The sequence below is a fragment of the Massilia sp. GER05 genome, from assembly GCF_052056005.1.
Taxonomy (GTDB): Bacteria; Pseudomonadota; Gammaproteobacteria; order Burkholderiales; family Burkholderiaceae_D; genus Telluria; species Telluria orientalis.
On the sequence record NZ_CP178858.1, the window covers coordinates 1375849 to 1389438 of the forward strand.

Annotated in this window: 15 protein-coding genes; 6 read left to right on the plus strand and 9 right to left on the minus strand. The window is 67.5% G+C overall.

The genetic code is table 11. The annotated features are described in order from the left end of the window. Position 1: 1 nt before the first annotated feature. From mnmE to ACL58G_RS06115, 5 genes are all read left to right on the plus strand, one after another. Entirely contained in the window at positions 2-1381 is a 1380-nt protein-coding gene (mnmE, locus tag ACL58G_RS06095) for a tRNA uridine-5-carboxymethylaminomethyl(34) synthesis GTPase MnmE (protein WP_413381324.1), read from the plus strand. Positions 1382-1592: 211 nt separating this feature from the next. Then, on the plus strand, positions 1593-2261 hold the full coding sequence (locus ACL58G_RS06100; protein ID WP_440965754.1) for a hypothetical protein: 669 nt from the start codon (positions 1593-1595) through the stop codon (positions 2259-2261). Continuing rightward, positions 2258-4447 carry a hypothetical protein gene (locus tag ACL58G_RS06105; protein WP_440965756.1) on the plus strand — a complete coding sequence of 730 codons (2190 nt, stop codon included), beginning with the start codon at positions 2258-2260 and terminating at the stop codon, positions 4445-4447. Before ACL58G_RS06100 ends, ACL58G_RS06105 begins: the two co-directional genes overlap by 4 nt. A 50-nt stretch (positions 4448-4497) precedes the next feature. After that, complete coding sequence (locus ACL58G_RS06110; RefSeq protein ID WP_413341917.1) at positions 4498-5055, plus strand: DUF1439 domain-containing protein; 558 nt, start codon at positions 4498-4500, stop codon at positions 5053-5055. Between the two features lie 322 nt (positions 5056-5377). Beyond that, entirely contained in the window at positions 5378-5590 is a 213-nt protein-coding gene (locus tag ACL58G_RS06115) for a hypothetical protein (protein ID WP_413341915.1), read from the plus strand. Positions 5591-5605: 15 nt separating this feature from the next. Here the strand turns inward: ACL58G_RS06115 and ACL58G_RS06120 are convergent, their stop codons facing one another. Next, positions 5606-6223, minus strand: a complete 618-nt coding sequence (locus ACL58G_RS06120) for an Hpt domain-containing protein (RefSeq protein WP_440965758.1) — start codon at positions 6221-6223, stop codon at positions 5606-5608. A gap of 5 nt (positions 6224-6228) precedes the next feature. Then, positions 6229-7188, minus strand: coding sequence for a CAP domain-containing protein (locus ACL58G_RS06125; protein WP_440965760.1), 960 nt, complete (start codon positions 7186-7188; stop codon positions 6229-6231). Between the two features lie 148 nt (positions 7189-7336). Here ACL58G_RS06125 and pssA point away from each other — a divergent pair, with 148 nt between their 5' ends. Beyond that, positions 7337-8119 (plus strand): CDP-diacylglycerol--serine O-phosphatidyltransferase, encoded by a 783-nt coding sequence (gene pssA / locus ACL58G_RS06130; protein ID WP_413381336.1) that lies wholly within the window; start codon positions 7337-7339, stop codon positions 8117-8119. 78 nt (positions 8120-8197) lie between these two features. Here the strand turns inward: pssA and ACL58G_RS06135 are convergent, their stop codons facing one another. The 7 genes from ACL58G_RS06135 to ACL58G_RS06165 form a co-directional block, all read right to left on the minus strand. Next, the gene (locus ACL58G_RS06135; RefSeq protein ID WP_413341907.1) at positions 8198-8506 is read right to left on the minus strand and encodes a metal-sensitive transcriptional regulator; all 309 of its coding nucleotides are present in this window, start codon (positions 8504-8506) and stop codon (positions 8198-8200) included. 14 nt (positions 8507-8520) lie between these two features. Further along, positions 8521-9450, minus strand: a complete 930-nt coding sequence (locus ACL58G_RS06140; RefSeq protein ID WP_413341905.1) for an aldo/keto reductase — start codon at positions 9448-9450, stop codon at positions 8521-8523. Between the two features lie 138 nt (positions 9451-9588). After that, positions 9589-10737 carry a D-alanyl-D-alanine carboxypeptidase family protein gene (locus ACL58G_RS06145; RefSeq protein WP_413341903.1) on the minus strand — a complete coding sequence of 383 codons (1149 nt, stop codon included), beginning with the start codon at positions 10735-10737 and terminating at the stop codon, positions 9589-9591. 100 nt (positions 10738-10837) lie between these two features. After that, positions 10838-11467 (minus strand): alpha/beta hydrolase, encoded by a 630-nt coding sequence (locus ACL58G_RS06150; RefSeq protein WP_160410777.1) that lies wholly within the window; start codon positions 11465-11467, stop codon positions 10838-10840. 21 nt (positions 11468-11488) lie between these two features. After that, on the minus strand, positions 11489-11815 hold the full coding sequence (locus ACL58G_RS06155) for a (2Fe-2S) ferredoxin domain-containing protein (protein WP_105380024.1): 327 nt from the start codon (positions 11813-11815) through the stop codon (positions 11489-11491). 43 nt (positions 11816-11858) lie between these two features. Beyond that, entirely contained in the window at positions 11859-12986 is a 1128-nt protein-coding gene (locus ACL58G_RS06160; RefSeq protein WP_413381338.1) for a VanZ family protein, read from the minus strand. Continuing rightward, complete coding sequence (locus ACL58G_RS06165; protein WP_440965764.1) at positions 12983-13588, minus strand: ABC-type transport auxiliary lipoprotein family protein; 606 nt, start codon at positions 13586-13588, stop codon at positions 12983-12985. Before ACL58G_RS06165 ends, ACL58G_RS06160 begins: the two co-directional genes overlap by 4 nt. Between the last annotated feature and the right edge of the window lie 2 nt (positions 13589-13590).

Here is a 13590-nt window from a genome sequence, read left to right on the forward strand (position 1 = left end):
CATGAAACTCGATACCTCTCCCATCGCCGCCATCGCCACCGCCCCCGGCCGCGGCGGCATCGGCGTGGTGCGCGCCTCCGGCAAGGACTTGTCCGCCCTTGTGGCCGCGCTGTTCCCCGGCACGAAGCTCGCGCCCCGCCACGCCACCTATGTACCGTTCAAGGACGCCGCGGGCACCGTCATCGACGAAGGCCTCGCGCTGTACTTCAAGGCGCCGCATTCGTACACGGGCGAGGACGTGCTGGAACTGCAGGGCCACGGTGGCCCCGTCGTGCTGCGCATGCTGCTCGCGCGCGTGCTGGAGGCGGGCCGCGACGTGGACCTGCGCCTGGCCGAGCCGGGCGAATTCACGCGCCGCGCTTTCCTGAACGACAAGCTCGACCTCGCGCAGGCGGAGGCCGTCGCCGACCTGATCGACGCGTCCACCGAGGCCGCCGCGAAATCGGCGTCGCAATCGCTGTCCGGCGCGTTCTCGAAGGTCGTGCACGAACTGGTCGAGAAGACGATCAACCTGCGCATGCTCGTCGAAGCCACGCTCGACTTCCCGGAAGAGGAGATCGACTTCCTCGAGAAATCCAATGCGCGCGGCCAGTTGAAGGGCATCGTCGATGCGCTGGAAGCCGTGTTCCGCCAGGCCGCGCAGGGCGCGCTGCTGCGCGAGGGGTTGAACGTGGTGCTGGTCGGCCAGCCGAACGTGGGTAAATCGTCGCTGCTGAACGCGCTGGCCGGATCGGACGTCGCCATCGTCACGCCGATCGCGGGCACGACGCGCGATAAAGTCAGCGAGACAATCCAGGTCGAGGGCATCCCGCTGAACATCGTCGACACGGCCGGCATCCGCGCCATCGACGAGGGCATCGACGTCGTCGAGCGCATCGGCATCGAGCGCACGTGGGGCGAGGTCGGCAAGGCGGACGTGATCCTGCACCTGCTCGACGCGAGCCTCGGCCCGGCCAAGGCCGACGAGGACATCGTCGCCGCGTTCCCGGCCGGCGTGCCCGTCGTGCGCATCTGGAACAAGATCGACCTGTCCGGCCACCAGCCGTCCGTGGACCAGGGCGCGGATGCGGTCAACATCTACCTGTCCGCGCACGAAAAGATCGGCATCGACCTGCTGCGCGCGGAACTGCTGCGCATCGCCGGCTGGCAGCAGACGGGCGAATCGCTGTACCTCGCGCGCGAACGCCACCTCGTCGCGCTGCGCCAGGCGCGCGAGCATCTGCGGTATGCCGCCGAGCATGCGGCGCAGGATGACCAGTCGCTCGACCTGTTCGCGGAGGAGCTGCGGCTCGCGCAGGATCAGCTGTCCAGCATTACGGGGCAGTTCACGCCGGATGATCTGCTTGGGGTGATCTTCAGTCGCTTCTGTATCGGTAAATAAACCCGTTCCGGCCTAATGCCGGTCAATTAAGCGCATGCAATCCGCAAACGTGTGGTGGGCACGGGGTGCCCACTCTACGGGTTCTGCTTAACTGAACGGCATTACCCGCTCCGGCGGGTTTTTTTACGACCATCGTGTGTGATTGTGTGTGCAAATTCGGCAACAAAAGCTTGCTAACATAGCGCCCGCCGCAGCTGCTGAAAGAACCCGCTTGCCCATTCCCGCCCTCCCGCCCGAACCGCCCGCCGGCGCCATCGCCTGGCTGTGGAGAGATGCGCCCGTCCCCGCGTTCTCGCGCACTACTGTCGCCGTGGTCGACCGCCACATCTGGCTCGCCGGCGACAAGGTGCTCGTGCGGCCGGGCGCACGTCCGCGCGCGCTGGCGCGCGGGACGCGCGTGATCCCCGTCGTGCACGTCGAGATCGACCCGCTGCATCCGCCATCGGGTTTGCAGGCCGCACGCGCTACCGTGCTCGCCGCCATGCACAGCGCCGCACGCGCGTCGACGTCGGGCTGGGTGCAGCTGGACCTGGAAGCACGGCCGTCGCAGCGCGCCGACTACCGCGACCTCGTGCACCGCATCCGCGCCGCGCTGCCGGGCGATATGCGGCTGAGCGTCACGGCCCTCGGCTGGTGGTGCCGCGCCCCGGCCTGGCTGGACGGGCTGGAGGCGGACGAAGTGGTGCCGATGTTCTTCCGCATGGGCCGCGACAACGAGGCGCTGCGCGGCATCGTGGCGACGCGGCCCGACGTGCTGCATCCGCTGTGCCGCGCGGGCAGTGCCGGCTTTTCGCGCCAGGAAGCGTTCCCGCCCGCGGTGGCGGCGCGCTACCGGCGCACGTTCTGGTTCGACGAAAAAGGATGGAGAGATTCCCGATGAAATACCGGCTTGCCTGTGCCGCCATCGCCGCCGTCGCGGCGAACGCGTTCGCCAGCGGCGACTATGGTCCCAGCTACACGATGTTCAAGGCTTACACGAAGCCGGACATTCCCAACGCGCGCTTCCAGGCCGGCGACCTGGGCGTGCTGCAGCCGGGCATGCGCCGCGTCTACCTGTACACGGCCTGGCGCGCGATCATGCTCGGCGCGCCGGTCGCGCAGAAGCCGGGCACCGAGAAAGGCCTGGACCGGGCCGACGGCAGCGCGTTCGGCTACGGGTGGGACCACGTCGACGGCGAGGACACGTCCGCGGATCTGGTCGGGCGCGCCGCCAAGGTATTGAACATCAAGATCGACGATCCGGCGGCGCGCATGATCGTGGCCTGTCCGGCGGCCGCCAATGCCTACGCGGCCGCGACCCTGCGCCAGCTGGAGGCGCGGCCCGACGCCACCCGCGCGCGGGTCGATGCGTGGCTGCGCGCGCAATACCAGGTCGGCGAATCCTGCCAGCGCGCGGAGGATGCGCGTTACGCGTATCGCACCGAGAAACTGCCCGAGATCGTCGCGCCGCAGCCGCTGCCCGCGACGGAGCCGGGCTACTGGCGCCAGCTGCGCGACTACCAGCGCGCCGCGTGGCAGTTCCACGGCGCCCACTATGCCGAGAGCACCGCGCTGTTCGACCAGATCGGCGCGACGGCCGGCCATCCGATGCGGGGTCTCGGCGCATATCTGGCCTTGCGCTCGGAAGTCCGGCGCGCCGTCGCCGCCGTGCCGCAGACGCCGCGCAATGAACGCGAGCTCCAGGCGCAGCGCCTCGACAAGCGCGGCGCCGCCATCGTGACCGACGCATCGCTGCAGCCCATGCACGAACCGGCCCGCGCGCTGCTGCGGTCCATGCGCGCGCGGCTGACGCCCGAAGCCCGGCTCGACGAATTGAACCGCTACCTGGGCGATCCCGCGCACGACCCGTTTGCGCTCGACCGCCTCGGCGACTGGTCCGTCCTGATGGACGACGCGAAGCCGGAGCCCCTGCGCGGACAGTACGCCTTCGTCGACTGGATCGCAACGCTGCAAGACTGCGACGGCAGCCGCGATGGATCGTGCGCCGTCCCGGCACGCCATGCGCTGGAGCGCTGGCAGCGGGGGACGAAGCCGCGCGGGCATACCGACCCGTGGCTGGTCGCCGCGCTGATGCTGTCCGAGTCCCTGACGCCCGCGCTGGAACAGGCCGCGCTGGCCGTCGACGCTTCCGATCCTGCTTACCTCACCGTGCGCTACCACCTGGCGAGGCTGTACCGCCTGGCGGGCAAGCGCGATGCCGCGCGCGCCGTCGCGGACGCCGCGCTGAAGGGCAAGCTGTCGCCGGGCACGCGCAACCTGTTCCGCGAAGAGCGCTTCGCCGTCGCGACGTCGGTGCGGGACGCCGGCGCGTACCTGCTGCGCGCGAACGTCGACATGGCGAGCCCCGACGCCGCACCGGCCGAGGACATGCTCAACGACGATGCCATCGCGTGGTTCAAGCGCGGCCTGGCCGCCGCCGACATGCTCGAGCTGGCGCGCGTGGAGTCGCTGCCGCAGCCGCTGCGCGCGCGCATCGCGGGCGCGGCCTGGATCCGCGCGGCGCTGCTCGACCAGCCGGAAACCGGCCGCGCCGCCGCCGACCTGCTGGCCAGGCTGGTGCCGGCCACGGGCGACATGGCGACGCGCTACGCCCGTGCCGCCACGCCCGCCGAGCGCCGCCACGTGGCGCTGGTCGCGTCGGTCGCATTCGGCCTGTCCGCGGACCTCGACATGACGGCCCCGCCCGTGACGCGGATCGAGGCCGGCGATGCGACGGCGTCCGCCTGGTGCAGCTTCAAGCCGGACCGCCTGGGCGAGCCGACGAGCTTCGTGTGGCGCCTGCCCGCGACGCCCGAACTGGGCGACTCGGCGGCGCGCCGCGCGGAACTCGGCAAGCTGGAACAACTGAAAACGGCCACCGGCACGTTCGGCGACGACGTGCTGCAATGGGCCGACACGCATCCGGCCGACCCGGAGCTGCCCTGGCTGCTGCACGTGACCGTGCTGTCGACGCGCGGCGGCTGCCTCGACAAGGATGCGTCGGCCCTGTCGCGCAAGGCGCACGCGCTGCTGTACAAGCGCTGGCCGAAGAGCGAATGGACGCGCGCAACGCCGTACTTCTATTGATGTGCTAGGCTTCGCCCCATCCATGGACGAGTGAGGCGATGATGACGGCGATGACGAGACGGACGTTCGGCAAGGCGGCGCTGGCGCTGGCGGGCGGTGGCCTGCTGGCATCGTGCGCGACGGTGATCGGACCGCGCCGCGTCGAACTGTCGCAATCCCGCCTGCAGGCCGGCCTGGAGCGCCGCTTCCCGCTGCGCAATCGCATGCTCGAGCTGTTCGACGTGCAGCTGACCCGGCCGCGCCTCGCGATCATGCCGGAGACGGACCGCGTGGGCTTGTCCCTGGACGTGTCCGTGTCGCCCCCGTTCCTGCGCCAGTCGTGGAACGGCAGCCTGGCCATGTCCGGCCACCTGGTGCTGGACAATGTGCGCAATGCCGTCGTCCTGTCCGCCACGCACGTCGACAGCTTCGACGTCGACGGCATGGAGGGCGACCGCGCGCGCGACCTGGGCCGCGCCGCCGATCTGCTCTTGAATCAACTGATGCGCGACATGCCGGTCTACACCTTCCGCCCCGAAGACCTGCGCTACGCCGGCGTGCAATTCATTCCCACCCGCCTCGAGACGGCGCCCGGCGCCCTGTTCGTCACGCTGGAACCGGCGCGCTGACGGCATCCGGCGCGCCCGTCGTAAATCCGGCACGCCGGCTCGCACGATTGAACGGCCCGGCGCACGCATTGCCATTGCTGCTATTATTTCGGGCAGTTGGATGGTCCGGCATCGGTGACGATGACGTCGGGGCACCGTGACTGTTGTTTCTTGAAAACTCGTGGGCAACAGGCGTTGCACAGGTAGCCCATTCGGCGCACACTGGTTTGAAAGACCACGTACCGCAGAAGCGGGCACAAGCGCGCTTGCGCTTTCTCATGCACACGATGTTCCACTAAAGTAATCTCAGCGTTACTGACGTGCTGCCGGTAAGGGGGAAACCTTGGAAACGATACAGGAAAGTGTTCCGGACAAGAGCGTGCCTGTCGATCCGGCCGTCGCGGCGCCCATGAGTGCGGCGCCGGTGCCCGCCCGTTTGAGCCTGCCACCCAAGGGCGCGTGCTGGTACTGCGACAAACCGCTCGACAGCGTGCGCCGTTTTTGCGGCAAATCCTGCGCCGATTCCTTCGACGAAGAAGCGGAATACAACCGCTGAACCGCGGGCTGCGCGTCAGCCGCCCGCCCGTTCGCGCAGCAGCGCCAGGGCGCCGTCGAAGTCGAAGCCTTCGACCAGGTCCGCCACCTGGCGATAACATCCTTCCCCGAGTTGTGCGGCCAGCGCGCCGGCGCCTTCGCGCACGAGGTCGACCGCATCGCCATTGCCTTCGTCGAGCAGCGCCATCAGGCGGTCGACGATAGCGTGATCCATCTCCGCCGGCCGCTGCGCCGGCGCCGCGGGACGGCGTTCCGGCAAGGTGAGCGCCAGCGCATCCAGTTCGCGCAACACCCGTTCCAGCTCATCCTGCAGGCGCGCGAGGCTGCCGTGGACGTCGCCCGCACCCCCGCGCAACAGGTCTTCCACGATGTCGGCCTGGCGCCGCAGCGGCACGGCCTCGATCATGCCGGCGGCCCCTTTCAGCGTGTGGACGAGGCGCAGCGCCAGCGCGGTGTCGCCCTGGTCGTGCGCGGTGCGGATGCCGGCCGCGGCCTGGCGGTATTCGTTGCGGAAGCGCGCGAGCACGCGTCCGAACAGGGCCCCGTCGCCCATCAGGCGCGCGATGCCGCCCGCGTGGTTCACGGCGGGGGCATCGTGTGCGTTTGGCGGGAAACGGTGGTCGGGACTGTCCATGCGTTTTATTTTGTCGTGAATGACCAGGTGCGGCTGACCGGGGCACCGTCGATGGCGCCCGAGAAGCTGACATCATACGTGGTCGCGGACGCCAGCTGGGCCAGAGGCACGATCGCCGCCGCCGACTTTGTGGTTGTATTCGAATCCTTGCCCAAGGCCAGCAGACGCGTCTCCAGGTCGCTACTGGTCCCGTGGGCGCGCATCGTGAAACTCTGGACCGTCAGTGTGCGATCGAGGTTCGTGTGCACGCTGACCGGGTAGCCGACGACGCTGCGGTCGGGGACCGGATCCGGTTCCTCGTAATCGCTGTTGAAATTGTTCGGGACCTGGGTCTGGCCATTGAACGGCCACGTGACGATCGTGCCCGCGGCGATGCCGGTCCCGTAGCCGTTGTTGGCGACGAAGTCGGCGGTGAAGTAGCTGTAATTGGCGGACGTCGTCGCCGCACCCGCGCCGATTTCCTTGAACACGGGTTCGAAGATCACGAAGCGGTGGTAGATCGCCGTGATCAGTTCCTCGGCCATGTAGAAGCCGGAACCGTTCGAAGTGGCCGAAATGACTTCGCCGATCGCATTCGGCGACCCGAACACGTAGCCGGCATTCTGCAGGCGGTCCTGCAGGCGCGCGCCCGTGTAGCCGGTCTTGCCGGCCGTCTGGTCGTGCGTCACCACGTTGTTGATGCGCTGGTAATCGGAATGGCCCTGGGCCGCGGTGTCGATGACGGCGTTGCGCGCCAGCGCCGGCATGCCGATCTGGCTGCGGCGGTAGTTGATCCAGTTCAGGCCGTCGGTGGCGATGTTGTTCGTCGCCGTGGGCGCCGAGGCGTCCTGTCCCGAGAATCCGGTGGAGGGAGTCGCGTTCGGGGCGCCGGCACTGCTCCCGCCGCCGCCTCCGCCGCAGGCGACGAGCGCCCACGCCGCGGTACAGGCGAGGGCGATCTGCCGCACGCGAAGCATATTGTTCATCATATATCACTCCCGGCGTCGGTCCTGATGGGGTAAAGGAGCCTCCATTCTAGGCGAAATCGGTGCCCGGTGACGATCGTAAGGACAATCGCGGCCCCGGCATAAGCCCATGTAAAATAAGCCATTCTCTCGCTTTTAACGAATCTCAGTGAACCCAACCCGCCAGCAGCGCCTCGCGCGCGCCAAGTTTGCCCTGCCCAGTTTCGTGACCCTGCTGTCGATCGCCTGCGGATTCGGCAGCATCGTGATCTCGGTCGACAACGCCCCCGTGGGCGATCCGTCCGACTATCGCCTGGCCGCGATCCTGCTGGTGCTGGCGGGCGTGTTCGACGCGCTCGACGGCTTCGTCGCCCGCGCCACCAACACCCAGTCCGCGTTCGGCGTGCAGCTGGACTCCATCGCCGACGTGATGAATTTCGGCTGCGCGCCAGGGCTGCTGCTGTACTGCTACGGCTTCGCCCAGATGGGCGCCGCGCACCCGACCCTCGTGCGCATGGGCGGCCTGGCGTGCTTCGTGTTCGTGGCCTGCGGCGCGCTGCGCCTGGCGCGCTTCAACGTGATGGTCGGGAAGACGGACCCACGCTACTTCGTCGGCATGCCGATCACCGCGGGCGCGGCGTGCGTCGCCTCGGTGGTGGTCGCATGGCCGGATCCGGTGGCCGACATGGCCGGTGCCTTTCTCGTCATGCTGCTGATGGTGGCCGTCGGCACGCTGATGGTGTCGACGATCCGCTTCCCCAGCTCCAAGCAGCCGAAATCGAAGGCGGCGCTCGTCGCGCTCATCGTCTGCATCGCGCTGCTGGCGCTGTTGCGCACGCGCTTCTTCGCGCTGTTCTTCGTGTTTTATATCAGCGCGACGCTGCTGCTGAACATCGCGTGGACGGGCGGGTGGACGAAGATTGCGCCGCCGAAGGTGTACGACGACGAGTGAGCCGGTAGGTTGGGCACCCTGTGCCCACGCGGAAGTTCGCGCACCGAACACGTTACGCGTGGGCTCGGGGAGCCCGCCTTACGCGAACTTGTCGAACATGGCGGCCAGGCGCGCCGCCGCCGCTTTCGCTTCCTCGACGTCGCCCGCATTACCCGTATGGGTGACGATGCTGGCGGTGAGGAGCTGCACGAACGACCGGTCCAGCGCCTTGCGCGCGGCGGCCATCTGCTGGGCCACGGCGTCGCAGTCGGACGGCGCGTCGGCCAGCGCGATCAGCTTCTGCACGCCGCGCAGTTGGCCTTCCACGCGCGCGAGGCGGTTCAGCAGGTCCTTCTTCTGCTGCGCCGTCAGCGCGCGGCCTTCCACGATCTTGAGGGGTTCGCCCATGGCGGCGTAGACTCCTACGCGACCTCGTGGCCGCGCGCGGCGCGCAGGATCGTGAACCAGTCGGCGCGCGACAGCTGGAACGTGGTGCCGGCGACGGCGACCGCGATCGCCTCCGCGCGGCCGCTGCCCGTCAGCGGGATGGGACGCGACGGCAGTTGCAGGATCCACGCGAACACCACGCTGGCGAACGGCTGGTGCAGGCGGTCGGCGATCTCCTTGATCACGAGGCGCAGGTTTTCCGCGTTCGCGTCGTTCGACGTGAACAGGCGGCCGCCGGCCAGTGGCGACCAGATCATCGGCGCCACGCCTTTATCCTGCAGGCCGTCGAAGGTCTCGTCGAACATCGGCGCCACGTGCAGCGGCGAGAATTCGACCTGGTTCGTCGACAGTTCGATGCGGCGGTTCAGCGCCTCGAACTGGTGGCGGCTGAAGTTCGAGACGCCGAAGTGCAGCACCTTGCCGTCCTGCTTCAGGCGCGAGAATGCGTCCGCGATCTCGTCGAAGTCCATCAGCGGGTCGGGGCGGTGGATCAGCAGCAGGTCGAGGCGGTCCGTGTGCAGCTGGCGCAGCGATTCCTCGGCGGACGCGACGATGTGCGCGGCGCTCGTGTCGTAGTGCTGGATGGTGTGCTGCGGGCGTTTATTGGACAGCAGCTTGATGCCGCACTTGCTGATCAGCTGCATGCGGTCGCGCAGCGACGGCTGGGCGCGCAGGGCTTCGCCGAACAGGCCTTCGACGCCGTAGTTGCCGTAGATGTCCGCATGGTCGAACGACGTGACGCCCAGCGCGATGCACTGCTCGATGAAGGCGATGCGCTGCTCCACCGTCATGTCCCAGTCGCCCATGCGCCACATGCCGGCGACGATGCGGGACAGTTCGAGGTCACCGTTCTTGCGGGGGGCGATGCGCGGGCAGGACAGGTCGCGGGGGAGGGCTGGGTTCATTGCGTTTTTTCCAGGTTGACGGATCACGTCATTATAAAACGTCGTTCCCGCGGAAGCGGGAACCCATGCTGAGGTGATCGAGGACGCTCAGTATGGGTTCCCGCCTGCGCGGGAACGACGGTGTTTACAGGCAGGTGATTACTTCATCCACAGACGCATCGAGTCCCACGCCCGGCCAAAGATCGACGCTTCCTGCACCTCTTCCAGCGCCACGACCGGCAGCGCCAGCAGCGGCTTGCCGTCGACGTTCATCTTCAGCGTGCCGACGCGGCTGTTCAGGGCCAGCGGCGCGACCAGCGGATCCTTGCGTTCCAGGACCGGCTTCATCTTCTGCGCCACGCCCTTCGGCACGGTCACCCACACGTCGTTCGGGAAGCCGATCTTGACGTTCGACTTGGAGCCCTTCCAGATTTCCGGGGTCAGGATGGCCTGGCCTTTCGAATACAGCTTGACGGTGTCGAAGTTCTGGAAGCCCCAGTTCAGCAGCTTCTGGCTTTCGGCCGTGCGGTTGCCGTCCGACGTGGCACCGGACAGCACCGAGATCAGGCGGCGCTCGCCCGCCGGGCCGTTCGGGCGGTGGGCCGACGCGATCATCGAGAAGCCCGACGCTTCCGTGTGGCCCGTCTTCATGCCGTCCACGGTCGGGTCCAGCCACAGCAGGCGGTTGCGGTTCTGCTGCTTGATGCGGTTGTATGTGAATTCCTTGACCGAGTCGATCTTGTAGAACTCGGGGAAATCCTTGATGACGCGCGCAGCCAGGATCGACAGGTCGCGCGCGGTGGAGTAGTTGTCCGGCGACGGCAGGCCGTGCGGGTTGGCGAATTTGGTGTTCTTCATGCCCATGCGCTCGGCGTCGCGGTTCATCAGGGTGACGAACGTCGCTTCGTCGCCGGCGACGGCTTCGGCCAGCGCCACGGCCGCGTCATTGCCCGACTGGACCATCAGGCCGTACAGCAGGTCGCTGATCTTGACCGGGGTGGCGGGGTCGATGAACATCTTCGAGCTGCTGCCGTCGACCTTCCAGGCGCGGACCGACACGTTGACCATCTGGTCCAGCGTGACTTTCTTGTCGCGCACGGCTTCGAACACGACGTAGGCCGTCATGACCTTGGTGAGCGACGCCGGCTCGATGCGGGTATCCGGATCCTGCGAGGCGATGATCTGGCCGCTGGTCGCGTCCAGCAGCAGCCACGAACGGGCGGCGATTTGCGGGGCCGGCACCTGCTGCGCTTGGGCGGCCGACATCAAAAGGGCACTGGCGGCGAGGGCCGCGATTAACTTTTTCATGGAAGACAATTCAGAGAATAACGTGGATTGTGATGCGATAGACAATGCTCGAAAGCATTGCCTTGAAAGAAGATCGCATCATTATAGGCCAGCGTTCGCCTCAAATGTCACGTCTCCACAATTGCGCGACAAGATTTTTAATGTGGACGAGCTTGCGGTGGAAGAAGTGGTCGGCGCCGGGGATCACGGTCACGGGGATGTCGAGCGGGCGCGCCCAGTCGAACACGTGCGCGAGCGGTATCGTATCGTCAAGTTCGCCGTGGATCAGGATTGTGTCGGCCGGGACTTCCGGCATCGGCCACTTGCCGGCGGCCGTACCGACCAGCGCCAGGCGCTCGGCCGGGCGGCCCTGCTGGATCAGGCGCTGTTGCAGTTGTGCCTGCACGAAGGTGCCGAACGAGAAGCCGGACAGCGCGTACGGCAGGCCCGGATACTGTTCGATCATGTGGTCGAGCATGATTTCCATGTCGTCCACTTCGCCGCGGCCTTCGTCGTGCACGCCTTCCGACTCGCCCACGCCGCGGAAGTTGAAGCGGGCCGTCACGTAGCCGAGGCCGACGAAGGCGCGGGCCAGCGTCTGCGCCACTTTATTGTCCATCGTGCCGCCGTACAGCGGGTGCGGGTGCGCCACGAGGGCGATGCCGACGGGCGTGCCTTCCGGTTCGTCCAGCACACACTCCATCTTGCCGGCGGGGCCGGTCAGGTAAAACTTCTGGGAATTCTTGTTCATTGCTTGTTCAGGCGTACTTCGTCAGATCTTGAGGCGTTCGACGACCTCGCCCTTGACGAGGTGGCGGTCGATGATTTCGTCGATGTCGGAGTTGTCCACGTAGGTGTACCAGGTGCCCTGCGGGTAGATGACCACGACGGGGCCTTCCTCGCAGCGGTCCAGGCACCCGGCCTTGTTGATGCGCACCTGGCCCGGGCCGTTCAGGCCCAGTTCCTTGACGCGCTTCTTGGCGTGTTGCTGCGCCGCTTCCGCGCCGCTCTTGCCGCAGCTGGGGCGGCAGTCCTTGCCTTCGCGTTCGTTCAGGCAGAAGAACACATGGTGTTGATAAAAGGGTTTGTCGTCGTTCATGTTGGTTCCGGATGGCGTGTATCTTTCATATGATACGCCGTTATCAAGAGCGATTCAGCCGGTGCGACGGCAGCAGCAGGAACCACAATGCGATGATGGGCCAGGCCATGTCGAGGAACTGGGCCGCCCCGTTGAAATTCAGGAATTTACCCTGCTGCCAGGCCTGCAGGGTGGAGACGAAATACGGGTTGGCGGGAATCGTGTTGACGACGATGAGCGACAGTACGAGCGTCACGACGGCCAGCCGGCGCTGCGCGACCTGGGGCGCGAACGCAAGGCCCGTCAGCATGATCAGTCCGATCAGGAAGCCGCCTTCGGCGCCCGGCGTGACCCACACGAACGCATTGTCGGGCGCGAAGAACAGGGAACTGGCGAGCGTCTTGACGACGATGCCGACGCCGACCAGCGCCAGCATCAGCGACAGCCGCGGCGCGCCGCGGCGCGTGAGGCACAGCAGCGTGAGGGCGGCGCCCGTCATGCCGCACGCGGTGATGATGGTTTCAGAGAGCCAGTATTGCTCCACGCTCATCGGCACGTCGCCGCGCAGCATGGTCACGAGGTCGATGTCCGTATCGAGCCAGTCGGACAGCCATTCCGACAGCAGCGGCAGGATCTGGCCGTTGCCGAACAGGTAGTTCTGCGGATAGACCTGGGCCAGCGGCCACAGCGCGACGAGCACGAGGCCCTGGCTCGCATGCGCCGCGAACCAGCGCTGCCGCAGCAGATACAAACGGCTGCGGTCGAGGAGCATCGGGGCGAACCACGCGCCGATCACCGCCCCGGCCAGGCAGCCGCCCGCATTGGTCAGCAGGTCGAGGCTCGACGGCACGCGGCTGGGCAGGTAGTTCTGCACGACCTCCATCGTGCCCGAGACGAGCAGGCCGACGACGGCCGCGATGGCGACCGCCCACAGGCCGCGCACGCGCGGATGCAACGCGAGCGCGATCAGGATCCCGAACGGCATGTAGCCGACGATGTTGACCATGACGTCGAAGCCGGTCCACCAGCGCGGCATCTGCAGGACGAGGAAGGCGAACGGCGACAGGCCGCTGCTGCGCCAGCCGGAGAACGGGAACCAGCTGGCGTAGATGATCAGCAGCAGATAGGCCAGCAGCGCCGCGCGCGCCACCGGCGAGGCGCGCGGGCCGGCAGCGTCTTCCGTCTCGGTCATCGTCGGTTGAGATTCAATGTGCCCAGCCACGCCACGATGTCGGCCGCGACGGCATCGGTGCTGGCCGCGAGGGCGCGCGCGCCGCCGGCCGCATCGGCGCTGGGCGCGGCGACGGCCTGGCGGAAGCTCTTCTGGTCGACGAGCGTATGGCCCTGGAACACGGAGGCGCGCACGGCGACGACGCCGGTGCTCTGGCTCACGGCGCCGAAGTCGTGGATGAATTCATCGACATCGATGCGCAGCAGCGGGATGCCGGCGGCCGCATCCGTCTCCGACAGCACGCGCGCACCCGCCTGCGCGAGCCGCGTCTTGAAGCGCTGCGTCAGCAGCTGCAGCGGATTCGCCGTCCAGCGGCTGTTCGCATAGGTGCGGGCCTGCAGCGGGTCGGCATAGCTCAGGCGGTAGAACATGCGCTCGCTGTCCAGGGCACTCGAGCCGGTGACGTCGGTGACGACCACCGCGCCGAGCATGCCCTGTGCCTGCGCTTGCGCGGCCGTGGCGGGGCCGAAGTCGAATTGCGTGGTGGGCTGGCCCTTCTGCGAGGCGCAGGCGGACAGGGTCAGGGCCAGGGCGGCAGCGAGAATGATGCGGGTCGGATGCATGG